This is a genomic window from Paraburkholderia caffeinilytica (assembly GCF_051027425.1).
GTDB classification, from domain to species: Bacteria; Pseudomonadota; Gammaproteobacteria; order Burkholderiales; family Burkholderiaceae; genus Paraburkholderia; species Paraburkholderia caffeinilytica_A.
In genome coordinates, this window is the sequence record NZ_CP186552.1 from 3,554,412 (window position 1) to 3,577,139 (window position 22,728).

The 22,728-nt window shown below is 61.3% G+C and carries 25 protein-coding genes and 3 tRNA genes; 17 read left to right on the forward strand and 11 right to left on the reverse strand.

The window, feature by feature from the left end:
* Window positions 1–106 precede the first annotated feature (106 nt).
* Together ACOSV0_RS15670 and ACOSV0_RS15675 are read left to right on the forward strand one after the other, a co-directional pair.
* Window positions 107–256 (forward strand): hypothetical protein, encoded by a 150-nt coding sequence (locus tag ACOSV0_RS15670; protein ID WP_028200145.1) that lies wholly within the window; start codon window positions 107–109, stop codon window positions 254–256.
* Window positions 257–542: 286 nt separating this feature from the next.
* A complete protein-coding gene (locus ACOSV0_RS15675) occupies window positions 543–1,139 on the forward strand; it encodes a chorismate mutase (RefSeq protein WP_434107061.1) in 597 nt (198 codons plus the stop codon).
* Between the two features lie 138 nt (window positions 1,140–1,277).
* Here ACOSV0_RS15675 and ACOSV0_RS15680 read toward each other — a convergent pair whose 3' ends face one another.
* Window positions 1,278–2,432, reverse strand: a complete 1,155-nt coding sequence (locus ACOSV0_RS15680) for an exonuclease domain-containing protein (protein WP_434107062.1) — start codon at window positions 2,430–2,432, stop codon at window positions 1,278–1,280.
* A gap of 352 nt (window positions 2,433–2,784) precedes the next feature.
* Window positions 2,785–2,988 (reverse strand): cold-shock protein, encoded by a 204-nt coding sequence (locus ACOSV0_RS15685; RefSeq protein WP_054037310.1) that lies wholly within the window; start codon window positions 2,986–2,988, stop codon window positions 2,785–2,787.
* A gap of 441 nt (window positions 2,989–3,429) precedes the next feature.
* Here ACOSV0_RS15685 and ACOSV0_RS15690 point away from each other — a divergent pair, with 441 nt between their 5' ends.
* The 3 genes from ACOSV0_RS15690 (at window position 3,430) to ACOSV0_RS15700 (ending at window position 5,758) form a co-directional block, all read left to right on the forward strand.
* Window positions 3,430–3,681, forward strand: a complete 252-nt coding sequence (locus ACOSV0_RS15690) for a hypothetical protein (RefSeq protein ID WP_434107063.1) — start codon at window positions 3,430–3,432, stop codon at window positions 3,679–3,681.
* Window positions 3,682–4,213: 532 nt separating this feature from the next.
* Window positions 4,214–5,359, forward strand: a complete 1,146-nt coding sequence (locus tag ACOSV0_RS15695) for a porin (protein ID WP_434107064.1) — start codon at window positions 4,214–4,216, stop codon at window positions 5,357–5,359.
* 90 nt (window positions 5,360–5,449) lie between these two features.
* The gene (locus tag ACOSV0_RS15700) at window positions 5,450–5,758 is read left to right on the forward strand and encodes a transposase (RefSeq protein ID WP_434107065.1); all 309 of its coding nucleotides are present in this window, start codon (window positions 5,450–5,452) and stop codon (window positions 5,756–5,758) included.
* Window positions 5,759–5,803: 45 nt separating this feature from the next.
* On the opposite strand, the gene greB is transcribed toward ACOSV0_RS15700, so the two are convergent.
* Window positions 5,804–6,373, reverse strand: a complete 570-nt coding sequence (greB, locus tag ACOSV0_RS15705) for a transcription elongation factor GreB (RefSeq protein ID WP_434107066.1) — start codon at window positions 6,371–6,373, stop codon at window positions 5,804–5,806.
* 120 nt (window positions 6,374–6,493) lie between these two features.
* Here greB and ACOSV0_RS15710 point away from each other — a divergent pair.
* Window positions 6,494–6,570, forward strand: a tRNA-Arg gene (locus ACOSV0_RS15710).
* A gap of 78 nt (window positions 6,571–6,648) precedes the next feature.
* A tRNA-Arg gene (locus tag ACOSV0_RS15715) sits at window positions 6,649–6,725 on the forward strand.
* Between the two features lie 109 nt (window positions 6,726–6,834).
* Here the strand turns inward: ACOSV0_RS15715 and ACOSV0_RS15720 are convergent.
* From ACOSV0_RS15720 to ACOSV0_RS15740, 5 genes are all read right to left on the reverse strand, one after another.
* Window positions 6,835–7,323, reverse strand: coding sequence for a phage protein NinX family protein (locus ACOSV0_RS15720; RefSeq protein ID WP_434107067.1), 489 nt, complete (start codon window positions 7,321–7,323; stop codon window positions 6,835–6,837).
* A gap of 137 nt (window positions 7,324–7,460) precedes the next feature.
* Window positions 7,461–9,815, reverse strand: a complete 2,355-nt coding sequence (locus ACOSV0_RS15725; protein ID WP_434107068.1) for a RelA/SpoT family protein — start codon at window positions 9,813–9,815, stop codon at window positions 7,461–7,463.
* A 95-nt stretch (window positions 9,816–9,910) separates the two neighbouring features.
* On the reverse strand, window positions 9,911–10,114 hold the full coding sequence (gene rpoZ, locus ACOSV0_RS15730) for a DNA-directed RNA polymerase subunit omega (RefSeq protein WP_073427086.1): 204 nt from the start codon (window positions 10,112–10,114) through the stop codon (window positions 9,911–9,913).
* 141 nt (window positions 10,115–10,255) lie between these two features.
* Window positions 10,256–10,936, reverse strand: coding sequence for a guanylate kinase (gmk, locus tag ACOSV0_RS15735; RefSeq protein WP_434107069.1), 681 nt, complete (start codon window positions 10,934–10,936; stop codon window positions 10,256–10,258).
* Window positions 10,937–10,954: 18 nt separating this feature from the next.
* Entirely contained in the window at window positions 10,955–11,878 is a 924-nt protein-coding gene (locus ACOSV0_RS15740) for a YicC/YloC family endoribonuclease (RefSeq protein WP_434107070.1), read from the reverse strand.
* Window positions 11,879–12,147: 269 nt separating this feature from the next.
* Here ACOSV0_RS15740 and rph point away from each other — a divergent pair, with 269 nt between their 5' ends.
* The 6 genes from rph (at window position 12,148) to ACOSV0_RS15770 (ending at window position 15,884) form a co-directional block, all read left to right on the forward strand.
* Complete coding sequence (gene rph, locus ACOSV0_RS15745) at window positions 12,148–12,888, forward strand: ribonuclease PH (RefSeq protein ID WP_434107071.1); 741 nt, start codon at window positions 12,148–12,150, stop codon at window positions 12,886–12,888.
* Window positions 12,881–13,528 (forward strand): RdgB/HAM1 family non-canonical purine NTP pyrophosphatase, encoded by a 648-nt coding sequence (gene rdgB / locus ACOSV0_RS15750; RefSeq protein WP_434107072.1) that lies wholly within the window; start codon window positions 12,881–12,883, stop codon window positions 13,526–13,528. Before rph ends, rdgB begins: the two co-directional genes overlap by 8 nt.
* A complete protein-coding gene (hemW, locus tag ACOSV0_RS15755; RefSeq protein WP_434107073.1) occupies window positions 13,525–14,754 on the forward strand; it encodes a radical SAM family heme chaperone HemW in 1,230 nt (409 codons plus the stop codon). Before rdgB ends, hemW begins: the two co-directional genes overlap by 4 nt.
* Before the next feature lie 55 nt (window positions 14,755–14,809).
* Window positions 14,810–14,899: transfer RNA gene (locus ACOSV0_RS15760), tRNA-Ser, on the forward strand.
* A 204-nt stretch (window positions 14,900–15,103) separates the two neighbouring features.
* A complete protein-coding gene (locus ACOSV0_RS15765; RefSeq protein WP_434107074.1) occupies window positions 15,104–15,280 on the forward strand; it encodes a hypothetical protein in 177 nt (58 codons plus the stop codon).
* A 145-nt stretch (window positions 15,281–15,425) separates the two neighbouring features.
* Window positions 15,426–15,884: a hypothetical protein gene (locus ACOSV0_RS15770; protein ID WP_434107075.1), complete on the forward strand. Its 459-nt coding sequence runs from the start codon at window positions 15,426–15,428 to the stop codon at window positions 15,882–15,884.
* Between the two features lie 27 nt (window positions 15,885–15,911).
* Here ACOSV0_RS15770 and ACOSV0_RS15775 read toward each other — a convergent pair whose 3' ends face one another.
* The 3 genes from ACOSV0_RS15775 to ACOSV0_RS15785 form a co-directional block, all read right to left on the reverse strand.
* The gene (locus tag ACOSV0_RS15775; protein WP_434107077.1) at window positions 15,912–16,316 is read right to left on the reverse strand and encodes a RidA family protein; all 405 of its coding nucleotides are present in this window, start codon (window positions 16,314–16,316) and stop codon (window positions 15,912–15,914) included.
* A gap of 246 nt (window positions 16,317–16,562) precedes the next feature.
* Window positions 16,563–16,793 carry a hypothetical protein gene (locus tag ACOSV0_RS15780; RefSeq protein ID WP_325045684.1) on the reverse strand — a complete coding sequence of 77 codons (231 nt, stop codon included), beginning with the start codon at window positions 16,791–16,793 and terminating at the stop codon, window positions 16,563–16,565.
* A gap of 198 nt (window positions 16,794–16,991) precedes the next feature.
* Window positions 16,992–18,212, reverse strand: a complete 1,221-nt coding sequence (locus tag ACOSV0_RS15785) for a Bcr/CflA family multidrug efflux MFS transporter (RefSeq protein WP_434107079.1) — start codon at window positions 18,210–18,212, stop codon at window positions 16,992–16,994.
* Between the two features lie 246 nt (window positions 18,213–18,458).
* On the opposite strand from ACOSV0_RS15785, the gene ACOSV0_RS15790 reads away from it, so the two are divergent.
* From ACOSV0_RS15790 to ACOSV0_RS15805, 4 genes are all read left to right on the forward strand, one after another.
* Window positions 18,459–19,055 (forward strand): hypothetical protein, encoded by a 597-nt coding sequence (locus tag ACOSV0_RS15790; protein ID WP_434107080.1) that lies wholly within the window; start codon window positions 18,459–18,461, stop codon window positions 19,053–19,055.
* Window positions 19,056–19,467: 412 nt separating this feature from the next.
* A complete protein-coding gene (gene hemL, locus ACOSV0_RS15795; RefSeq protein ID WP_434107081.1) occupies window positions 19,468–20,751 on the forward strand; it encodes a glutamate-1-semialdehyde 2,1-aminomutase in 1,284 nt (427 codons plus the stop codon).
* Window positions 20,752–20,811: 60 nt separating this feature from the next.
* Complete coding sequence (gene ribD, locus ACOSV0_RS15800) at window positions 20,812–21,984, forward strand: bifunctional diaminohydroxyphosphoribosylaminopyrimidine deaminase/5-amino-6-(5-phosphoribosylamino)uracil reductase RibD (protein WP_434107082.1); 1,173 nt, start codon at window positions 20,812–20,814, stop codon at window positions 21,982–21,984.
* Between the two features lie 15 nt (window positions 21,985–21,999).
* Entirely contained in the window at window positions 22,000–22,635 is a 636-nt protein-coding gene (locus ACOSV0_RS15805; protein WP_434107083.1) for a riboflavin synthase, read from the forward strand.
* The last annotated feature ends 93 nt before the right edge of the window (window positions 22,636–22,728 follow it).

Sequence of the window (22,728 nt, forward strand, 5' to 3'; positions counted from 1 at the left end):
CATGTCGGCCTGTACCGTTAAAGCAACAAACAACATGTGAGCCGCATCAGACACTGGTGTAAAACGGGGACCGAGGCAGATAATCGGTTTGTAAAGGAGAGAGATCATGGATGCCAAACCACCGAAGATTCCGACCCCGGATAAAGTTTTCAGTCCGGATCCGGAACCCGCTGGCGTCGAGTTTTTGGGTGCCGAACTGCCTGAGCATGTTCGCGCATTTTTCGACGAACAACGCAAGTCGTGCGACTCAAAGTAATTGTGCAGTGGCGCGATGCAACATCAGCGTCCGCGCGTCCGGCGCGCGGCGCATGTTCTTACGCGCCCCTACGATTGTCTTTTGCCGATTTCGCGGCGCGGATTACATCTGCCTGACGCGGTGTCTGGGTCATATGGCCCCGCGCATTGACTGCGCACGTCTCTGACTGACATCCTTAAATATCCCCAGTAGTTTGTTTTCCGGTCGGTCAACGCGCCCGCTTGATCCGCGCATCGTCTATTCTTCTGGTTTTTCTTCCGCGGCCAACCGGCCACGTCCGCCTTCCATGAATCGCTCGTATCGCTTTGGGGCGTCATGCGCGCTCGCGTTATTCACCGCACTTGCGCTCGCGCCCGCCCCTGCCGTTGCGGATGGCGACGACACCGCGCTAACCAATCTGATAGCACTGGCTTCGCAGCGCCTCGCCCTCGCGGAGCCCGTTGCGCGCTGGAAATGGGCAAACCACCAGGCGATTACGGATACGCCGCGCGAGAACGCATTGCTCGCGGATGTCGAAAAGCGTGCTGCCGCCGCGAACGTCGATCCGGCGTTTGCGCACGCCTTCTTCCAGGATCAGATCGACGCCAGCAAGGACGTGCAAAACGCGCTGTTTGCCACCTGGCGCAGCACGCGGCCGCCCGAAGGTCCTGCGCCCGACCTGGCCACCAGCACGAGGCCGCAGTTGGATCGGCTGACGCAGTCGCTTGTGGCCGGACTCGCGCGTGTGCAGCCTCTGCGCGCCGCGCAGGATTGTCCGTCGCGCGTGGCGCAATCGCTTGCTAACTGGAAATCGCTGACGCGCTACGACTCGACCCGGTCGAATGCGTTGACACGCGCTCTCGGCCACGTGTGCGAGGCCGGCGGAGTCGGTGCGACGGGTTGATCGGTTTGGGAGGTCTGGGGCGGCCTAATTGACGGGCTTGGAAGGTTCAGTAGTCTCGCCCGCCCTGCTCAGGGGCGGATTAAACCCACCTGAGCAGCCACCGCTGACCGCGGAATAAACCCGCGTTAAAAACCCGCATTAAGCCAGGCTCGCCACAGGCGTACCGCTCGAGACGCTTAATGGCATCACACGCAGGCCGCGTGCAAGATGGCTCTGCAGAAGACGATACGTCGACAGCTCAAACGGCCCGGCCACGCTCGAAGCATGCAGCGCCGCCGCCTGCGTGAGCGAAGGTGCGTGCCCGAGGTAACGCCACCGGTCGACGACATGAAAAGCGCGTGCGTGCGACGCTTCTTCGCGCTCCTCGAATACGATCGGACCGTCGAACGGCCAGGGCGCATCCACGGGATCGCTTTTCGTCACGCGCGGCACCCGGTTATGGCCGGGGCGCAGCGTCGCGATCCACTGCGCCTCCGCGAGCATGGCGCCCAGCTCACCGCCGGTCGCGCGCCATTCGACACGCCGTACTTGCTGCGCGAGCCGCATATCCTTCGACGAACGCCGCTCGCCAGTCAAATGGGAACGCAAACGCTGACGCACACGGACGCTTCGCCCGACATACAGCGGCAGATCGTCTTCTCCATAGAACGCATAGACGCCGCATCCGGCCGGCGCGGTATCGAGCAGATCTTCGGTGATGTCGCCGGCAAGCCGGTAACGCCGGGTGGTGCGCTCAATCTGCGTCTGCAAAACGTCCAGCGGCACGAGACCGCCATGCAGACGTTGCCAGAACTGCCAGATCAGATCAGCATCGGCGAGCGCGCGGTGACGATCGGACGGGACCAGACCATGCCGTTCGACCAACGCGTCGAGCCCGTGGCGCTTTTCCGCCGGAAACAACGCGCGCGACAGGCGCACGGTGCACAACACGTCCGGATCGAACGCAAAGCCGGCCCGGCGAAATTCCCCGCGCAAAAAACCGCGATCGAAACTGGCGTTATGCGCCACGAACAGCTTGCCGTTCAAGCGCTCGAACAATGCCGGCGCGATGGCATCGAACGTCGGCGCGCCTCGCACCATCGCGTTCGTAATGCCGGTGAGCTGCTGAATAAATGAAGGAATGGATTGCTGAGGGTCGACCAGACTGCTCCAACGCGACACGCCGGCCGGTCCTATTTCAACCACCCCGACTTCTGTAATGCGATGCTCGCTGGTCGAGCCGCCGGTGGTTTCAAGGTCGACGAAGACGATCGGCACATCTAGGGCCGATTCCGGCAGAAACTGTTCAGACATGGAAAGGGATACTTTGGACGCGTGGCTTTGCGGCAAGTATGCACTACTTAGCCGCCGCACACCCAGCCAGCATTGTTTTGCCTTTGTCGCGAGGCGGCGCAAGGAGTGCATTCCCATGCGACCTCCGAACCGCTCATAAAACCATGATTTATTATATTTTTATGACGTCGATTTGAAATTCCAGCAATATCGCCGTGTCTTTCATCCCTTCTTCGGATTCATCCGAACCAGATAGTTAATAACGTCAGACACAGCGTTAATAGCGAACGGCAATAAAAAAGCCTTCGCATCTGGCGAAGGCTCTGCGGCGATTACGCTGCCCAGCAGCTTGCGCTGAACAGCGCCGTGCGGCTTACAACGGCTGGATGTTCGCCGCCTGCTTGCCCTTCGGGCCGGCCTTGACCTCGAAGGAGACGCGCTGGCTTTCCTTCAGCGACTTGAACCCTTCGGTGCGGATCTCCGAAAAGTGCGCGAACAGGTCTTCGCCACCCGAATCGGATGTGATGAAGCCAAAGCCCTTAGCATCGTTGAACCATTTGACGATACCAGTTTCCATATTCCAGTTTCCTCGATGATTTATCAAAATCGGGCATTGCCCTCATGCGGCATTTCAAGGCCGTTTCATCTGCGATCGGGGATTTTTTAAATGCCCTGTGCATCAGATCCTGCGTTTGAAATTCAGCATTGCCGTTATACGGGGAACGAAGAATCAACGTCAAGCGAATTTTTCATATTCACTTAGTATGCTGCACGATAAGTCGATGCCAGATGAGTCGAAACCATGACGCTCTATTCAGCGAAAACCGAATAAGTTTTTCACGTCAATATTACTCATTCGAAATATGAAATTTGGCTGGCATCGGGAAAATTTTCAGCATGCTGCAAAAATGTGTAACAAGAGATGTTTTTAGTAAGTGTTTGTCCGAGTTGTTGCGCCGCACCCATCGCCGCATGATGGAAATCAGTAGCGAGAAGTAATACGCGTCAGGAGATTGCCATGCTGTTCAATGAATTTCGCCGCCTTGTCATCTGGCTCACCCAGTCCCACGCGAAAAAGACAGTTTCCGCTCAATCCGTGCCGGTCGACGTATCACCCTCGGCCTTCGAATTCGATCCTATGTGGCACGGAGACCACTGGCAAAATCTGCTCTCGTCCCCCATGGACGCGCGCCGCTATGTGATGGAAGACTGGAGTGTCTCGATGGCGACCGACTGGAGCGAAGTGGACGGCGTTGCGCCGGCGCACTAACTGACGTTCGCGAATCCGCAATCGTCAGGCAAAAAAAAAGCGCGACTGGGAAGTCGCGCCGACAAAGGTTTGGAGATCTTTTTCGTCAACGAAAAAGCCTGCTTCGGAAAGCAGAACTTTCAGTATAACTGCTGAGACGATATCGATTATTCACACAATCAACAATCGTCTATTTCCATTGCAACAACAATCTTTTTTTACGATTTATCGCGTTGTTTTTTTGCGTCGATTACTGTAGCAAATGAGCAACGCGATTCAGTTGACTCGCCTCCCCCACTCCCCCGCAATAACGCCGTAAGCCTTTATCAGCAAGGCTTAAACGGCGTTCGCCTATCGTTTCTCATCCCGTAATACTTTATTGCGCAATTCGGAACATCCGCTTGGCGAGCGCCTCTCTACACTCTGCGTAATCGGAAACCGGCGCGCTTGGAGTACAGCGCGCTTCTCATGCGGAGTTCGCCTCTCGCAGCGCCCGCGTGAAGGTCTCCTTAAGCCTGGGTTCAATACCCACTCTCGCTCTCGGAGTTACAAGATGAAGAAGACTCTCATGGTCGCGGCCCTTACGGGCGTTTTTGCAACGGCAGCACATGCCCAGAGCAGCGTCACGCTGTATGGCTTGATCGACGCCGGCATCACTTATACGAATAACCAGCACGGCCACAGCAACTGGCAAGAAACGAGCGGTTCGGTGAACGGTAGCCGTTGGGGCTTGCGTGGTTCGGAAGACCTCGGTGGCGGCCTCAAGGCTATCTTCACGTTGGAAAACGGCTTCGGCATCAATGACGGCACGCTGAAGCAAGGTGGCCGTGAGTTCGGCCGTCAAGCGTTCGTCGGCCTGACGAGCGACCAGTTCGGCGCCGTGACCCTCGGCCGTCAATACGACAGCGTGGTCGACTACGTGGGTCCGCTGGCGCTCACCGGCACGCAATACGGCGGCACGCAGTTCGCGCATCCGTTCGATAACGACAACCTGAACAACTCGTTCCGCGTCAACAACTCGGTCAAGTACCAGAGCGTGAACTACGGCGGCTTCAAGTTCGGCGGCATGTACGGCTTCTCGAACCAGGCAGGCGGTTTCGCCAACAACCGTGCTTACAGCGCGGGCGCGTCGTACAACTGGGGCGGCCTGAACGTCGGTGCCGGCTACCTGCAACTGAACAGCAACGGCGCAACCGGCGCGGCTGCGGCGTTCAATTCGGGTGGCGCCGTGTCGAGCGACAACACGTTCTTTGCTGTCCGTCAGCAAACGTGGGGCGCAGGTGCTAACTATGCCTTCGGCCCGGCTACTGTCGGCCTCGTGTACACGCAAACCAATCTGTCGGGTCTGGCTGGTATCGGCGCGGGCGCGTCGGGTCAAACGGGCGGTATCGCATTCGGCGGCAGCAGCGCTCACTTCCAGAACATCGAAGCCAACGCTCGCTACGCTCTGACGCCGGCAGTGAGCATCGCCGGTTCGTACACGTACACGCGCGCCAGCCTGGCCGGTACGCGTCCGCACTGGAATCAGTTCAACCTGCAAACCGCATACGCGCTGTCCAAGCGTACTGATGTGTACCTGCAAGGCGAATATCAGCAAGTCAACGAAAACGCCATCGTCGATGCCGACATCAACGGTCTGGGCGCTTCGAACAACAACAAGCAAATCGCTGTGACCGCAGGTCTGCGTCACCGCTTCTAAAGCAGTTGGCAATACCTGCAGCATCGAAGGCGCCGTTCGCGGCGCCTTTTTTATGCCGCACCGAAAACACGCTTTGCAAGGGAGAGCGAGATGGACCGATTGTCGGACGCCGAATGGGAGCGAATCGGACACCTGTTCTCGAACACAGGCATCAAGAAAATGACGGGCCGCCCGGCCGCCGACTCACGCGCTGTGATGGATGCAATCCTGTGGATCGAACGTACCGGTGAACGCTGGCTGTACCTGCCCGCACACTTTCCGCCGCAGCAGACCTGCTACACCCGATATCTGCAATGGAAGCGCAACGGCACGCTGGATCAGGTTCACGCACTGCTGGCCGACACCGCCTGGCGCGCCGGTTTCGATCCAGGCGCCGGCGGTTGCGTCGGGACGATCTGAACGAGCGCCCTCGCCCGCCTCATCCGACACGCCCATGTATCGGGCCTAGCCACCGCTATCAGGCAGCGGATATTTGACATCCAGTATATCGATCGACTGCGGGCCGGCCGGTGTGTACAACGTCACCGTATCGCCGATTTTCGCTTTGAGCAGCGCGCGCGCGATTGGCGAGATCCAACTGACGTGGCCGACATCCAGATCGACCTCATCGATGCCGACAATCGTCACGATATGCACCTCGCCGTCTTCCGTTGCGTATTCGACGGTCGCGCCGAAGAAAACCTGGTCGACGTTTTCCTGTTTGCTGCTGTCGACCACTTCGGCGATGTCGAGACGCTTGGTCAGAAAGCGGATCCGCCGGTCGATTTCTCGCAGACGGCGTTTGCCATAGATGTAATCGCCGTTTTCCGAGCGGTCGCCGTTCGAGGCTGCCCACGACACTAGTCGGACAACCTCCGGCCGCTCGACATCGATCAGATGCAGCAGTTCATCGCGCATACGCCGGTGGCCGGCGGGCGTGATGTAGTTTTTCGTACCCGGGGGGATTTCGGGCTGGGCGACGTCGAGATCGTCGTCATTCTCTTCACTCGACTCTTTGACAAAGGCCTTGTTCATGATGGTCCGGTAACCGCAGCAAACGACTGCCTATCAAGGGTACACGATCGGGGCAATGAGACAAATCGCAGTTACACGCTTCCCTTTTTTGAAACCTTTGCTATAATCTCGTTTCTGCGTGCGGCTGTAGCTCAGTTGGATAGAGTACTTGGCTACGAACCAAGGGGTCGTGGGTTCGAATCCTGCCAGCCGCACCACTTATTCAAGTGGCCTCCCTCCGGGGAGGCCTTATGTTTTACCCGGTTTCATTGAATTTAGCGTCACCCGTTTAGCGTGCGGCTGTAGCTCAGTTGGATAGAGTACTTGGCTACGAACCAAGGGGTCGTGGGTTCGAATCCTGCCAGCCGCACCATCTATAGAGGGCCTTCCGATCGGAAGGCCCTTTGTTTTTGCGCCGCCGTTTTGCCTGAGCGCAACCGCCCTTCGAAGCCAGGCCCTCAGCCCGGCGGACGTCACCGCATCTATCGCGGTGACGACTGAATATCACCGATTTGCCCGTCGGGACTCGGGATATCCCCGAATGAGCCTTCCACCGAATCTTCGCCGATCGGCTCAGCACGCTCGCCAGTCACCGCCTGTGCCTGACGCAATACATCGCCCACGCTATCGCCAAAACGACTTTCGACGAACGCTCGCAGCAAGGCGATCCGCAACGAGTCCCCTCGCCCTTCCACGGTTCGATGGCCACCTTCGAACTCCGCGATGCAATGTGCCGCGCCACACTCGGTCCGCTCACGCACTTCGAGCCGTTGCGCGCGCTCCAGCACCGCGGCTGCCGCTTCCCATGACGTTGACGGCGTAAAACGGCCGTCCCACGGGCGGCCACGGTCGCTGCCGCGGATCGAGACGGTTTCGCCGCTGTCGGTAAAGTGGATTTCGCGCACGAAGTCGTGCAGGCTGCGGGCCACCCAATAGTCGAGCGCCACGCCGGTGAGATCAGCTACGTTCATAAGCGCTCTCCCTGAAGTTCAGGTGGGACTCGCTGGCGGCGGATGCGTTCAGATTCCAGCGAGAATCACCTGAAAACTGCCCACAGCGACAGAAGTCCGAGTCGGGCACGAACGAACAGACTCGGCCGGTGATCGGATCAGTAGTCCGCTCGCTCACGGTCGATCCGCATCCCGCCGTCGTGACGATGATGCCCTTCCTCGCTCGGCCGCTCGCGCGCAATGCGCATCACATCCGGATTCGTACGCACGCGGCGCATGACATTGGCGAGATGGACACGATCGCTCACCTGGATCACGAAGCGCAGCACCGTGGATTCTTGCGACAGGTCTTCGTCCATCGCAATGTGGACGATGTTCGCATCCGCCGACGTGATGTCGGCAGCCACGCGAGCGAATACGCCCTTGGTGTTCTTGACCAGCACCTTCACCGCGACGTCGAACAGACGTCCTGGCTGCGGCGCCCAGGCAACATCGATCCAGCGGCCCGGATCGCGCCGGTGGATACGCTGTGCGACGCGGCAATCCGTGGTGTGGATTGCCATGCCGAGACCAATGCCGATGTAGCCCATGATGTCGTCGCCCGGAATCGGACGGCAGCAGGCGGACAACTGAACCGACATCCCTTCGGTGCCGGTGATGACCACCGGCGGCGCATGCGACGTTGTGCCGTCACGCGAGCCGTCGTCGTCGGCATCGCGCCCGCTCATCAACACTTCGATACGCTTGGCCATGACTGCGGCGACGCGCCGGCCGAGGCCGATATCCGCGAAAATTTCCTGACGGTTCTTGTTGCCCGTCCATTGCACGAGCTTTTCCCACGCTTCCGGCGTCACGTCCGACAGCGCCAGCCCATAACCCTTCAGCGCCTGGTCGACAAGACGCTCGCCGAGCTGAACCGACTCGTTCAACCGCATGGTCTTCAGATAATGGCGGATCGCCGAACGTGCCTTGCCGGTACGCACGAAACCGAGCCAGGCCGGATTCGGCTTCGAATAAGGCGCCGTGATCACTTCGACGATATCGCCGCTCTTCAGCTCGGTGCGCAACGGCAGCAGTTCGTTATTGATCTTCACCGCGACGCACTGGTTGCCCAGGTCGCTGTGGATCGAATACGCGAAGTCGAGCGCGGTGGCGCCGCGCGGCAGCGCCATGATCTTCGACTTCGGTGTAAACACGTAGACCGCATCCGGGAACAGATCGATCTTGACGTGCTCCAGGAATTCGCTCGAATCGCCCGCTTCGCTCTGAATGTCGAGCAGCGATTTCAGCCACTGATGCGCGCGCTTCTGCACGTCGTTCAGATCCGCGCCGCCGTTCTTGTACAGCCAGTGCGCGGCCACGCCCGCTTCAGCGATCTCGTGCATCTTGCGCGTCCGCACCTGAAACTCGATCGGCGCGCCGAACGGGCCGACCAGCGTGGTGTGCAGCGACTGATATCCGTTCACCTTCGGGATCGCGATGTAATCCTTGAACTTGCCCGGCACCGGCTTGTAGAGCGCATGCAGCGCGCCGATGCAGGTGTAGCACTCCAGCGCGCTCTCGACCACCACGCGGAACCCGTACACGTCGAGCACCTGCGAGAACGACAACTGCTTGTCACGCATCTTCTTATAGATACTGAAGATGGTTTTCTCACGGCCGGTGACTTCGGCGTCGAGCTTCGCGTCGACAATCGCGCGCTGCACCGACTCCAGAATCTTGCCGACCACTTCACGCCGATTGCCGCGCGCGGCCTTGACGGCTTTTTCGAGCGTGGCGTAACGATGCGGGTTGAAGTTCGCGAAGCTCAGGTCCTGCAGTTCGCGATAGGTATTGTTCAGGCCGAGCCGGTGCGCGATCGGTGCGTAGATGTCCAGCGTTTCGCGCGCCACGCGGCGGCGCTTTTCATGCGGCACCGCACCCAGCGTGCGCATGTTGTGCAGCCGGTCGGCGAGCTTCACCAGAATCACGCGGACGTCGCGCGCCATGGCGAGCAGCATCTTGCGGAAGTTTTCCGCTTGCGCCTCTTCGCGATTGCGAAACTCCATCTTGTCCAGCTTCGACAACCCGTCCACCAGTTCCGCGACCTTCGCACCGAATCGCTCGGCGAGTTCGGCCTTGGTCACACCCTGGTCTTCCATCACGTCATGCAACAACGCCGCCATCATCGCCTGGGCGTCGAGATTCCAGCCGGCGCAGATTTCCGCGACGGCGACAGGATGGGTGATGTAGGGCTCGCCGCTCTGGCGATACTGGCCGAGGTGGGCTTCGTCGCTGAAATGGAACGCCGCCTTGACTTCCTTGATCTCTTCCGGCTGCAAATAGCCGGACAGAACGGATGTCAGCTTGGCGATCGAAACGACGTCATGCCGGCGCGGTTGCTCCGGCGTGGCGGTCGGCCCGAACAGATGGCGAAACGACTGTTCGAGGACCGCGTCGATGTACTTCCGTGCAGACGAGGGCGAGTCGGCGTCGTGTTCCACTTCCGTGGCGGTGGGCGGGGTAGTACTCAATTTCGCCTCCGTAGCGGTTAGGGTTGAACACCGGTCTGCACGTTGATGCAATTACATTCGGCAAATGCAGGCAATCGAAAACGGAGCAGTGTGCCTTAAACAGGCACCTTCTTCAGCATTTCGACGCCAACCATGCCCGCTGCGATTTCACGCAATGCGACGACCGTGGGCTTGTCGCGGCTTTCGATCTTCGGCGTGTGGCCTTGCGCGAGTTGACGCGCGCGATAGGTTGCGGCAAGCGCGAGTTCGAAACGGTTCGGAATCTGTTTAAGGCAGTCTTCGACGGTAATGCGGGCCATGTTGGGTTCCTTCTTTCCAGAAAACGCTGGGCCGCCCCAAGTCTTCTTGTTGCCCTCGGGGGGTCTGGCGCGAAGCGGCAGGTCTGGGGGCGTTAATTGATGTTGCTTATTCTACCTTATGTGCTCGACACATCGCCGCGCTCACGCGTGCGGCAGGTGAATGCCGAGCTGCACGAAAAGCTGCGTGTGGCGCGCGTATTGCGAGGCGAAGCGCGAACGTGTCGCGGCCACGAGGCACCGCAATTCACTGAGGGCGCGTTCGAAGTTGTCGTTGATCACGACATACTCCGCTTCCGCCGCGTGCGCCATCTCGCTACCGGCTGCCAGCAGACGGCGCGTGATCACGTTCGGCTCGTCCTGGCCGCGCTTTTTCAAACGCTCTTCGAGCGCATCCAGCGACGGCGGCAAGATGAAGATTTCAACTGCGTTGTGAAACTGTTTCTTCACCTGTTGCGCGCCTTGCCAGTCGATTTCGAGCAGCACGTCATGCCCGCTTTTCATCTGCTCTTCGATCCACACACGCGAGGTCGCGTAGTAGTTGCCGTGCACTTCCGCGCTTTCCAGAAACTCGCCGGCCGCGTGACGCGTCAGGAAATCGTCGACCGTCGTGAAGTGATAGTGCTCGCCGTCCTGCTCCTTCGGACGCGGCGGGCGCGTGGTGTATGAAATCGACAGACGGATCGCGTCGTCGCCGGCGAGCAGCGCGTTCACGAGCGTCGACTTGCCCGCGCCAGAAGGCGCGACCACCATGAACAGGTTGCCGGGATAAGCCCCGGCGTAAGGGTTGCGCGGTGCGCTGGTTTCGCGTGTGTGGTCGGTCATGTTTTTGAGGCTCCTGCCTTACTCCAGATTCTGTACTTGCTCGCGCATCTGTTCGATGAGCAGCTTCAGGGTCATCGACGAATCGGCCAGTTCTTTCGCGGCCGCTTTCGAGCCGAGCGTGTTCGCTTCGCGATTCAGCTCCTGCATCATGAAGTCGAGCCGCTTGCCGACCTTGCCGCCCTTCTCGATCACGTGACGCGTTTCGTTCAGGTGAGCCGTGAGGCGCGACAGTTCTTCGGCGATGTCGATACGGATGCCGTACATCGTGACTTCCTGGCGAATCCGTTCGTTGATTTCTTCGCGCGAGACGATCGTCGCCGCCGTATCCGGCGCGGCGATACCGAGCGCTTCCTGCAGACGCTCGACGATCTTCTGCTGATGCCGCGCGATCAGTTCCGGCACGAGCGGCGTGATCTTCGTGACGATCGATTCCATCTCGGTGACGTTGGCGAGCAGCACCGTCGCCAGTTGCGCGCCTTCGCGGGCACGCACGTCGATCAGATCGACAATCGCCTGCTTGCCGCACGCGAGCACGGCGTCGCGCAGCACGTCCGGCGCCACGCCGGTTTCGGCCAACACGCCCGGCCAACGCAGAATTTCACCGGTACGCAGGCGCCCTGCTTCCGGGAACGTCGAGAGTACCGTGCGTTCGAGCAGCGCGAGTTGCGCGAGCGCATCGCGATTGACCGAGCCCGCGTTAGCCGACTGCTCACTGCGCTGCAGATTGATACGAATATCGACCTTGCCGCGCGAGAGCTTGTTCATCAGCATTTCGCGCAGGGTCGGCTCGCAAACGCGCACGTCTTCCGGCATCCGGAAATTCAGATCGAGAAAGCGCGAGTTCACGGTGCGCAGTTCGACCGACACGCTCACGCCGCCTGTGCCCGAGGCCGCGACGAGTTCGCGCGTGGCGCTCGCATAGCCAGTCATGCTGTAGATCATCGTATTTCTCGCGATTGCGGCCATGCGTTCGACGATGGCCAGAGAGTCGAATCGCCCGGCGTGTACGAGACGCGGGGCGGGGAATCCGCATTATCCCATTTTTACCGGCCAGACCGCTTTGTACGACAGCCGCCACCCGCGAAGTGTCATCCCGCGCAGAGCCCCGGCACATGCGGGCAGCAGTCCGACGGACAGCCTGCCCCGCGCCTGGCGCGATCGGCGGTAAAATTGCGGTTTCCCTTCCGCTTTTCTTCCAGACCGATCCCAACATGACCAACGACACCCAACGCCCCAGCGGCCGCCAGGCCAATCAGCTGCGCGACGTGCGCATCACGCGTCACTACACGAAGCATGCGGAGGGCTCGGTGCTGGTCGAATTCGGCGACACCAAGGTCATCTGCACGGCGAGCATCGCCGAGAGCGTGCCGTCGTTCCTGCGCGACCGCGGCCAGGGCTGGCTGACCGCCGAATACGGCATGCTGCCGCGCGCCACGCATACCCGCAGCGACCGCGAAGCCGCGCGCGGCAAGCAAACCGGCCGCACTCAGGAGATCCAGCGTCTGATCGGCCGGGCACTGCGCTCGGTGTTCGATCTCGAGAAGCTGGGCGCGCGCACCCTGCATATCGATTGCGACGTGATCCAGGCCGACGGCGGTACGCGCACGGCCAGCATTACCGGCGCGTTCGTGGCCGCCCATGACGCGGTGGCCAAACTGCTGGCCACCGGCCGTATCGAAAGCTCGCCGATCAGCGATTACGTGGCGGCGATTTCGGTCGGCGTGTACAACGGCCTTCCGGTGCTGGATCTCGACTACGACGAAGATTCGCAATGCGACACCGACATGAACGTGGTGATGACGGGCGCGGGCGGCTTCGTCGAGATTCAGGGCACGGCCGAAGGCGTGCCTTTCTCGCGCGACGAAATGAATGCGCTGCTCGACCTCGCGAGCGACGGCATCAACACGCTGATCGCGAAGCAGAAGGCAGCGTTGGAGCAAAAGAGTGAGTGAGATTCGCCAGGGCAACGGCGTGGCGACGTCCGGTTCGCCGTTGAAGAAAGTCGTGCTGGCGTCGAACAACGCGGGCAAGCTGCGCGAGTTTGCAGCGCTGCTCGGCGCGGCCGGCATCGAGCTGATTCCGCAAGGCGAGTTCAACGTGCCGGAGGCGGACGAACCCTATCCGACTTTCGTCGAAAACGCGTTGACCAAGGCACGTCACGCGGCGAAGCTCACGGGCCTGCCCGCGCTCGCCGACGATTCCGGCTTGTGCGTACGCGCGCTGCGCGGCGCGCCTGGCGTTTATTCGGCGCGCTACGCGCAGCTTGCGGGCGGCGAAAAGAGCGACGCGGCGAACAATGCACAGCTCGTTTCGGTCTTGCAAGGTGAAACCGATCGCCGCGCGTATTACTACTGCGTGCTGGCGCTCGTGCGCCATGCGGACGACCCCGAACCGCTGATCGCCGAAGGCCGCTGGCACGGCGAAATGCTGGATGCGCCGCGCGGCGCGCATGGCTTCGGCTATGACCCGTACTTCTTCCTGCCGTCGCTGAATGCCAGCGCCGCGGAACTCGAACCGGCGGTGAAGAACGCCAGCAGCCATCGCGCGATTGCATTGCGCCACCTGCTCGCGCGGTTGACGGAGGAAGCGTGATTCCGATCAAACCGGCGCCTGCCGATATCGGCAACGGCGTCATCAAGGCATTCACGTCGCCGGGCAGCATTCGCCTGACGTCGTTGCCGCCCCTGGCGCTGTACGTGCACTTTCCGTGGTGCGTGCGCAAATGCCCGTACTGCGATTTCAACTCGCATGAATGGAAAGGCGACACGTTCCCGGAAACCGAGTATCTCGACGCGCTGCGCGCCGACCTCGAATTGGCGCTGCCGCTCGTGTGGGGACGCCAGGTGCACACGGTGTTCATCGGCGGTGGCACGCCCAGCTTGCTGTCGGCGGCCGGGCTCGACCGCATGCTGTCCGACATCCGCGCGTTGCTGCCGCTCGACGCCGACGCGGAAATCACGCTCGAAGCCAACCCCGGCACCTTCGAAGCCGACAAATTCGCGCAGTTTCGCGCGAGCGGCGTGAATCGCCTGTCGGTGGGCATCCAGAGTTTCAATGAGGCTCATCTGAAGGCGCTCGGCCGGATTCACGACTCGGCGCAGGCACGTCACGCAGTCGAAGTGGCCGCCACCACCTTCGACAACTTCAACCTCGATCTGATGTTCGCGCTGCCGCAGCAGACGCTCGCGGAATGCCAGGCCGATGTGGAGACGGCGTTGTCGTTCGCGCCGCCGCATTTGTCGCTGTATCACCTCACGCTCGAACCGAACACGCTGTTTGCAAAATTCCCGCCCGCGCTCCCCGACGACGATGCGTCCGCCGACATGCAGGACTGGATCCACGAACGCACCACGGCCGCCGGTTACGAACGCTACGAGGTGTCCGCGTATGCGCAGCCGCATCGGCAGAGCAAGCACAATCTGAACTACTGGCGCTTCGGCGACTATCTCGGCATCGGCGCCGGCGCGCATACCAAGCTGTCGTTTCCGAACCGCGTGCTGCGTCAGGTGCGCTACAAGCATCCCACCACCTTCATCGAGCAGGCATTGGCCGGTACGGCAGTGCAGGAAGAGAATGAGGTCGGGACGCGCGATCTGCCGTTCGAGTTCATGCTGAACGCGCTGCGGCTGGTGGAAGGGTTTCCGGTGCATCGCTTTATCGAGCGCACGGGCATATCCATGACTTCGATCGAACCGGCTTTGCAGGAGGCGGAACGGCGCAAGCTGATTACCCGCGACCACGAAAAGATCGCGCCGACGCCGCTTGGCCAGGCCTTCCTGAACGATCTGCAGGCGCTGTTTCTGAAAGATCCGCAGTGATTGCAGCACCGCCGAGCGCCGCAGCGAGGATTTTTCAGGTTACAATTTAAGGCTTGGAGGTGTGGCCGAGTGGTTTAAGGCACCGGTCTTGAAAACCGGCGAAGGAGTGATCCTTCCGTGAGTTCGAATCTCACCGCCTCCGCCAGACGATCAATGAAAAACGGGCCGAAAGGCCCGTTTTTTGTTTCTGGCCATCAAAGAACCGCCAATTCGCGAATGCAAAACACGTCGAACGGGTAAGCAACTGTAAATAAAGCCCGATCAAACCGAGTCTGCGTAATTTGCTGTCACAAGGCAGCCCGAACGAATGCGGTTCCTGGCTCCTCCAAGTCGTAAAGAGGGAGGAACCATGCTCAAATTACTGTTTGCGATCGGTTTCGGATTGGCCCTTTCCGGATGTGTCGTCGCGCCGCCCTATGGCTACGCACCGGCATACGGATATGGATATGCCCCCGGCTACTACGCCCCGAGCGTCAGCGTGGGTGTTGGCGTCGGCGGTTATTACGGCGGCCGCGGCAGGTGGTAATTTCCGGCCAGGCTCGCGCCTGGCCAAGTTCGTATCAGTCAATATCCCGGCACCACCCGCATTAAGGGGAACCCCTCCCTTAACATCTCGCTCCCATGGTCGATATCAAGACTATCTGTGCCGTCAGCACGCCAGGGAGTCGCTCATGAAAGTCAGTACTTTAGCCTGTGCACTAATTTGGGTTGCCGCGAACACGGGCGCATCGTCCGCGCTCGCAGGCACGTCGACGGCGCCGTCCGACGACGATAGCGCAGCGGTATTCGGCTCAGCCAGGCTGTCGAATCTGCAGGACATTGGCGGCAGCGCGAAGGCAGGCGCGTCCGCCGCTATCGTAGGAGCAAACGCGCTGAGAGGCGCAAGCGGCAACATTGGCGTGAATGTCTCAGCCGGTGCGCTGAATGCTCAGTCTAACCAGATTATCCTCATCACCACGCCGCAAGCCACGATCGCCTCACAACAGAATGTGCATACCGTCGCGCAAATGACGGGCGGCGCCTCCGCCCAACTCGGCGCCGGTTCGCTGGCGGCGGTGAGCGGCAATGTCGGTGTGAATATCGCGTCCGGCGTGGGCAATGCCCAGTTCAACGGGCTCATCATCCACTGAGTCGCAGCGCCTCGACACCGCCACGGCTTAAATCAGCGCGGTCGCCTCGACTTCGACCTTCAACCCATAGTGCAGATGTGGAACCGGCACGACGGCGCGTGCCGGTCGCGCTTCACCTGCCCAACGCGCGTAGATCTGATTGAAGCTCGCCCAGTGTTCGACATCGGCGATATAGACGCGCACCTGCACCAGTTGCGCAATGCTGCTGCCGACGCCTTCGAGCGCAGCCTGCACGTTGGCCAGCACCTGTTCTGCCTGGACCTCGAACGACGCTTCAGCGAGCTTCTCGCCCTGCGCGTTGATCGGCAACTGTCCCGAGACGAAAACAAAACCGTTCGCCACCACGACGTGGCTGTAGTGGCCTCCCGGCTTTGCCAAAGCAGCGGGATTGTCCATATGCGGCAGATGCGAATCGTGCTGGCTGACAGCCATGAGTGAAACTCCAAAGGGGATGATGCCTTCGCGGCAAGTGATGACGCACAGGCCGATGCACATGACACCGCCTGCAACTCACGCGCACACATTCTTTCGCGAAAGCAATGAAGAAATCACGCACAGGATAACCGCTGCACACGAACCCTTGCAGCGACTCGCCCGATTCAGGATCTTCACGCACGCCACGCGATTGTGCGAACGATCATTCGACCGACTCGCCGCTCGCCACACGCGTGAGACACGTCACACGCTAAGCACGTCCAGCTTCTCGCGCGCGTCGGCGCAACGGCGATTCAGGTCGCGATGCATCAACTGGCTGTCGAGCAGCGCCGATACATCAGACAAACCGTAATCAAAGCGCAAGACGTATTCGATGTCTGTGTAATCGTGATAGGCGCCGCTGTCTGCCAGCTTCTGCGCTTCGGCGAAAGCTGCATGTTGCCGCTCGCCGTTCATCAAATCTCTGATCGCCATGATTGCCGCTCCGAGGAACAGTGACTCCATCATAGCAACGCAAATCAAAACGCACGGTCGCGCGCACGCAACACCTGGTGTTTTCCGTAGTCGCGTAAATTAGTTAGCCCGAAGCGCGCTGGTACGCGGGCCATACGCTTCACGCGAGGCAATACCAGGCATGCACCATTCGGCGGCGAATACCCGCCTCACGTATCTTCAGGCGGCAGCGACGGGTACTTTCATGCCGTGCCATTTGACGACCAGAATCCGGCCGACGTAACACAGCACGCCCGCTACGCCCACGACGATGCCCATGCCCGTTGGCGAGCCATCCTGCCAGAGCCCCACCGCGAGACTCGACAGCGCGCCGAGCGCAAGCTGCACTGCGCCGAACACGGCGGCCGCGGCGCCGGCATTCACCGGATACCGATGCATAAGATCGGTCGTGCAGTTAGCGGACAGCAGCCCCACTACCCCGACCACGAAGAACAACCCGAACACGATCGACCACAACCCGCCCCAGCCCGTCAGCGAGACGAGACAGACGAACAGGGATGCGATGCAACTCACGGTCGCGGCAAACGAAATGATCGGCAGCGAACCGAGCCGTCCGACGAGCCGCGTATTCATGAAGTTACCGAACATGATGCCGACGATATTCAAAGCGAACAGAAAGCCATAGTGCTGCGCCGATACATGAAAATATTCGATGTACACGAACGGCGTCGCGGTGATGTATGCGAACATCGACGCGAACGCCATGCCGCCGCACAGCATGTGCCCCCACGCGACCGGATCGCGCAACAACTTGCCGTAGGCACCGAACGACTTCAGCAGCGCCGAGTGCGCGCGCTTTTCGGGCGGCCACGTTTCCGGCACCTTGAGAAACGCGGTCACCGCGCACACCGTACCGAATAGCGTCAGCACGATAAAGACGACGCGCCAGCCGCCCAGCAACAGCAACTGCCCGCCAATCAGCGGCGCGAGCAACGGCCCGATCGACGTGACGATGGCGAGCATCGACAGCACGCGCGCGGCGTCGGTCGGCCCGTGCGCGTCGCGGGCAATCGCGCGCGCCAGCACCGAGGCCGCGCCCGCGCCGAGCGCCTGCACGAAGCGGAACGTCACCAGCGACCCGATCGAAAACGACAGCGCGCAGGCCACGCTCGCCAGCGCATACATGATGATGCCGCCGAGCAGCACAGGCCGGCGACCATACGTATCCGACAGCGGACCATAGAGCAGCATGCCGATCGAGAAACCAAACATGAAGCTCGTGAGCGTGGTTTGCGCGGCGCCGGTACTGATGGCGAATGCCTGCGCGATCGTCGGCAGGCTCGGCAAATACATATCAATGGAAATCGGCCCGCATGCGGCAAGCGCACCGAGCAACAGAATCAGCCGGCCATCGGGCCGGCTTCTGGTGACGTGAGACATGGAAATCCAGATGAAGCGCCGCGCCGATATCGGCAGCGAAACGCGGTGAAACGGGGAAAACAGCAACGTGACGGCCCAATTGTACGCGACACCCAACCCATCCACCGCGCCCGGGCACGGCCCGGCGGGCTCCCCATACGCCGCGACAACCGCGCCACCGATCGGTTAAGCTGCCGCGAGAACGCTGCCTGGCGCCAAACAAACCAGTCCGCTGCACCATCCACACTGCCCTATCCCAACGCTGACATGACTGCTTTCCTGTTGATCTGGAGCCCCAAGAAATGGCCATGGCCCGAACTACCCGACGTAGCGAAGCGAGTCGCCACGGGCATAGCGGTCGCTGACGTGTGGGGTTGCGGATTTGCCCGCGGCATCCTGCCGGGCGACCGAGTGTTTCTGCACCGCGTGGCACAGGAACCAAAAGGAATTTTCGGCTCGGGCTACGTGACCCGCGCACCGTACGAGGTCCCCGACCCTGCGACGAAGCGTGGTTACCGCTTATGCATCGACTTCGTGTACGACTGGGTAGTCGACGCCCACGAGGGCGTCGTGATTCCGCGCGAGGCGTTGCGCGCGCATCCATTTTCCGTACAGACATGGGACGCCCAAAGCTCCGGCACGGTCATCAAACCAATCGCCGAAGGCGCATTGGAAAAGCGCTGGGCGGAGCTCACCGGCAAGCGCAAGCCCCCGAAGCTCGACGCCCCAGGCGGCCTCATTCGCTCCAGCAAGGTAACGGCCCACAAAGCAGCAGCGGAGAAAACCGCGACAGAAGGCCACGCGAGGACAAAGCCTGAACCTCCAGCGAAGAGACCGGCGGCAAAACGCGCAGACAAGGTCTAAGCACCGGCCCGAGGTTGAAGAATTACGCGTCGGCGCGCGCAGCGCCGCCGGAAGAATGACTGCCTTGTCACCAAGGCCGAATGTGCGAGAACACAGATTCCAGATGCACCACTACCGTCGCTGCGCGAGGGCCCCGCTTATAAGCTAGCGGTGTGAGCCGCTTTCTTTGCTTATCTTTCTTTGCGGCGGCAAAGAAAGTAAGTGCCGCCCCGCACAGGGGCAAACGCTAATAAACCAATAAGTGATCAAGGAAAGGCCAAAAAAAACACCCCCCCCTGCTTGCCCACACAGCAAGCCCCAAAACCTCTTCCCCCCGACTCCGGTACAATTTCCCCACCACCCAACAGCGCCGCGCGAAGCGCACCACCCCCAGCCCCCGCGCCGCTGCGCAACCCAAATTCCACCCATCACCATGTCCAAAAACGAAACCCTCTTCGAGCGCGCGCAGCGCACCATCCCCGGCGGCGTGAACTCGCCGGTCCGCGCATTCCGTTCGGTAGGCGGCACCCCGCGCTTCATCGAGCGCGCGCAGGGCCCCTACTTCTGGGACGCGGACGGCCAACGCTATACCGACTACATCGGCTCGTGGGGCCCGATGATCCTCGGCCACGTCCATCCGGAAGTACTGGAAGCGGTCCAGCGCGTACTGGCCAACGGCTTCTCCTTCGGCGCGCCGACCGAATCGGAAGTGGAAATCGCTGAAGAAATCTGCAAGCTGGTGCCGTCGATCGAACAGGTCCGCATGGTATCGAGCGGCACCGAAGCGACCATGAGCGCGCTGCGTCTCGCGCGCGGCTTCACCAACCGCAGCCGCATCGTCAAGTTCGAAGGCTGCTATCACGGCCACGCGGACAGCCTGCTGGTCAAGGCCGGCTCGGGCCTCCTCACGTTCGGCAATCCGACGTCGGCGGGCGTGCCGGTCGATATCGCCAAGCACACCACGGTGCTCGAGTACAACAACGTCGCTGAACTCGAAGAAGCGTTCAAGGCGTTCGGCAATGAAATCGCCTCGGTGATCGTCGAGCCGGTGGCCGGCAACATGAACCTCGTGCGCGCCACGCCGGAATTCCTGCAAGCCTTGCGGCGCCTGTGCACCGAGTACGGCTCGGTACTGATTTTCGACGAAGTGATGTGCGGCTTCCGCGTCGCGTTGGGTGGTGCGCAAGAGGTCTACGGCATCACGCCGGATCTGACGTGCCTGGGCAAGGTGATCGGCGGCGGCATGCCGGCGGCCGCTTTCGGTGGCCGGCGCGACATCATGGCTCACCTCGCGCCGCTCGGCGGCGTCTATCAGGCCGGCACGCTGTCGGGCAATCCGATCGCGGTCGCCGCGGGCCTGAAGACGCTGCAACTGATCCAGGCGCCGGGCTTCTACGACACGCTCGCCACCCGCACCACGCGTCTCGCGCAAGGTCTCGCGAAGGTCGCGCGCGAAGCGAAGGTGCCGTTCGCGGCCGATTCGCTCGGCGGCATGTTCGGCCTCTACTTCACCGAGTCGGTCCCGACCAGTTTCGCCGAAGTCACGAAGAGCGACGTGCCGCGCTTCAACGCGTTCTTCCACAAGATGCTCGACGCAGGCGTGTATTTCGCGCCGTCGGCGTATGAAGCGGGCTTCGTTTCGATCGTGCACGACGACGCGATCATCGACGCAACGATCGACGCGGCGCGCGGCGCGTTTGCCTCGCTCGCGGCCTGAAACCGGCGCGACATACCACCCGCCCAAACCAGCCTAGCCACCGAACCCGACCGGATCCCGATGTTTTCGCAAACCGACTTCATCCATATGGAGCGTGCGCTCGCGCTGGCCAGGCGCGGCATGTACACGACCGACCCGAATCCGCGCGTCGGTTGCGTGCTCGTCAAGAACGGCGAGGTAATCGGCGAAGGTTTCACGCAACCGGCCGGCCAGGATCATGCCGAAGTCCGCGCGTTGAAGGACGCACGTTCACGCGGCCATGATCTGCGCGGCGCCACGGCCTACGTGACGCTCGAGCCGTGCAGCCATTTCGGCCGCACGCCACCGTGCGCGAATGCACTGATCGAAGCACAGGTGGAGCGCGTGGTCGCGGCGATGGAAGACCCGAATCCGCAAGTCTCCGGGCGTGGCCTCAAGATGTTGCGCGACGCCGGGATCGAAGTGCGTTGCGGGCTGCTCGCCAACGAAGCGCACGAACTGAACATCGGCTTCGTGTCGCGCATGACACGCGGCCGCCCGTGGGTCCGCATGAAAGTGGCCGCTTCGCTGGACGGCCGCACCGGTTTGCCATCGGGCGTCAGTCAATGGATTACCGGCGAAGCGGCGCGCGCCGATGGTCACACCTGGCGCGCCCGCGCGTCGGCGATCCTGACGGGCATCGGCACCGTCAGGGAAGACGATCCGCGCATGACCGTGCGCGCCGTCGACACACCGCGCCAGCCGCAACGCGTGCTGATCGACAGCCAGCTCGACGTGCCACCCGAAGCGCAGATTCTGGCCGGCGCACCCACGCTGATTTTCTGCGGCAATCTCGACGAACGGCATGCCGAGCGAGCCGCCGCGCTGCGCGATCGCGGCGCGGAAATCGTGCAACTGGCGAACGCGGCGGGCAAGGTCGACCTGCCCGCCATGCTGAAAGTGCTCGGCCAGCGTAACGTCAATGAACTGCACGTCGAGGCAGGCTACAAGCTGAACGGCTCGCTGCTGCGCGAAGGCTGTGTCGACGAATTGCTGGTTTATCTCGCGCCTAGCCTGCTCGGCATCGACTCGATGAGCATGTTCAATCTGAATGCGCCGGAAACGCTCGCCGGCCGCACGCAACTGACTTTCCACGCAGTCGACCGGATCGGCGACGATCTGCGGATTCTCGCGCGCTTTGTGCCCCGCCCGGTGCCGCATCCGGTACCCGAAGAAGGCGGAATCGAGCCCGCGCCCCAACCCACTTCGAATTGATCAAGGATTAGCACGATGTTTACAGGAATCGTCGCGGCAGTGGGCCGCATCGAATCAGTCAAACCCCTCGGCACGGATGGCGACGCGGGTGTGCGTCTGAACGTCGAAGCCGGCGGCCTCGATCTCGAAGACGTCCAGCTCGGCGACAGCATCACGATCCAGGGCGCCTGCATGACGGTGGTGGAAAAAACCGCGCATTCGTTCGAAGTGGATGTGTCGCGCGAAAGTCTGAACTGCACGGTCGGTCTCGGCGAGCCGGGCGAGGTCAATCTGGAGAAAGCGCTGCGCGCGCATGACCGGCTCGGCGGCCATATCGTTTCCGGTCACGTGGACGGACTCGGCACGGTCACGCATTTCGCGCCGGTCGGCGAATCGCACGAACTGCGCGTGCTGGCGCCGCGCGAAATCGGCCGCTATCTGGCTTACAAAGGCTCGATCACGGTCAACGGTGTAAGCCTGACCGTCAACTCGGTTAAAGATCGCGACGACGGCTGTGAGTTTTCGATCAACCTGATTCCGCACACAGTGCAGGTGACGTCGCTCAAGAATTTGCACGAAGGTTCGCAGGTGAATCTGGAGATCGATCTGATTGCGCGATATGTGGAGCGGATGCTCTCGACATCGCAGGACGGCCAGCCGCCGTTGAAGTAATGGGATTGACGGGCCCTTGCCCGTCATCGCAGTCCAGCGGGGTTCGCCGGAAGCGCTTTGTTTGCTCGTCAGCCGTAGCTGGACGCAGCAGTT

Excerpts from the sequence above, each read along its gene's own strand:
- ACOSV0_RS15670 (WP_028200145.1), top strand. The coding sequence starts at position 107 with ATGGATGCCAAACCACCGAAGATTCCGACCCCGGATAAAGTTTTCAGT.
- ACOSV0_RS15775 (WP_434107077.1), bottom strand. The coding sequence starts at position 16,316 with ATGGCTGTCAGCCAGCACGATTCGCATCTGCCGCATATGGACAATCCC.
- ACOSV0_RS15720 (WP_434107067.1), bottom strand. The coding sequence starts at position 7,323 with ATGAACGTAGCTGATCTCACCGGCGTGGCGCTCGACTATTGGGTGGCC.
- rph (WP_434107071.1), top strand. The coding sequence starts at position 12,148 with ATGACCAACGACACCCAACGCCCCAGCGGCCGCCAGGCCAATCAGCTG.
- rpoZ (WP_073427086.1), bottom strand. The coding sequence starts at position 10,114 with ATGGCCCGCATTACCGTCGAAGACTGCCTTAAACAGATTCCGAACCGT.
- greB (WP_434107066.1), bottom strand. The coding sequence starts at position 6,373 with ATGAACAAGGCCTTTGTCAAAGAGTCGAGTGAAGAGAATGACGACGAT.
- ACOSV0_RS15740 (WP_434107070.1), bottom strand. The coding sequence starts at position 11,878 with ATGATCTACAGCATGACTGGCTATGCGAGCGCCACGCGCGAACTCGTC.
- ACOSV0_RS15765 (WP_434107074.1), top strand. The coding sequence starts at position 15,104 with ATGCTCAAATTACTGTTTGCGATCGGTTTCGGATTGGCCCTTTCCGGA.
- ACOSV0_RS15700 (WP_434107065.1), top strand. The coding sequence starts at position 5,450 with ATGGACCGATTGTCGGACGCCGAATGGGAGCGAATCGGACACCTGTTC.
- ACOSV0_RS15685 (WP_054037310.1), bottom strand. The coding sequence starts at position 2,988 with ATGGAAACTGGTATCGTCAAATGGTTCAACGATGCTAAGGGCTTTGGC.
- ACOSV0_RS15780 (WP_325045684.1), bottom strand. The coding sequence starts at position 16,793 with ATGGCGATCAGAGATTTGATGAACGGCGAGCGGCAACATGCAGCTTTC.
- ACOSV0_RS15690 (WP_434107063.1), top strand. The coding sequence starts at position 3,430 with ATGCTGTTCAATGAATTTCGCCGCCTTGTCATCTGGCTCACCCAGTCC.
- ACOSV0_RS15770 (WP_434107075.1), top strand. The coding sequence starts at position 15,426 with ATGAAAGTCAGTACTTTAGCCTGTGCACTAATTTGGGTTGCCGCGAAC.
- ACOSV0_RS15680 (WP_434107062.1), bottom strand. The coding sequence starts at position 2,432 with ATGTCTGAACAGTTTCTGCCGGAATCGGCCCTAGATGTGCCGATCGTC.
- ACOSV0_RS15790 (WP_434107080.1), top strand. The coding sequence starts at position 18,459 with ATGACTGCTTTCCTGTTGATCTGGAGCCCCAAGAAATGGCCATGGCCC.
- ACOSV0_RS15805 (WP_434107083.1), top strand. The coding sequence starts at position 22,000 with ATGTTTACAGGAATCGTCGCGGCAGTGGGCCGCATCGAATCAGTCAAA.
- hemL (WP_434107081.1), top strand. The coding sequence starts at position 19,468 with ATGTCCAAAAACGAAACCCTCTTCGAGCGCGCGCAGCGCACCATCCCC.
- gmk (WP_434107069.1), bottom strand. The coding sequence starts at position 10,936 with ATGACCGACCACACACGCGAAACCAGCGCACCGCGCAACCCTTACGCC.
- ACOSV0_RS15785 (WP_434107079.1), bottom strand. The coding sequence starts at position 18,212 with ATGTCTCACGTCACCAGAAGCCGGCCCGATGGCCGGCTGATTCTGTTG.
- ACOSV0_RS15695 (WP_434107064.1), top strand. The coding sequence starts at position 4,214 with ATGAAGAAGACTCTCATGGTCGCGGCCCTTACGGGCGTTTTTGCAACG.
- ACOSV0_RS15675 (WP_434107061.1), top strand. The coding sequence starts at position 543 with ATGAATCGCTCGTATCGCTTTGGGGCGTCATGCGCGCTCGCGTTATTC.
- ribD (WP_434107082.1), top strand. The coding sequence starts at position 20,812 with ATGTTTTCGCAAACCGACTTCATCCATATGGAGCGTGCGCTCGCGCTG.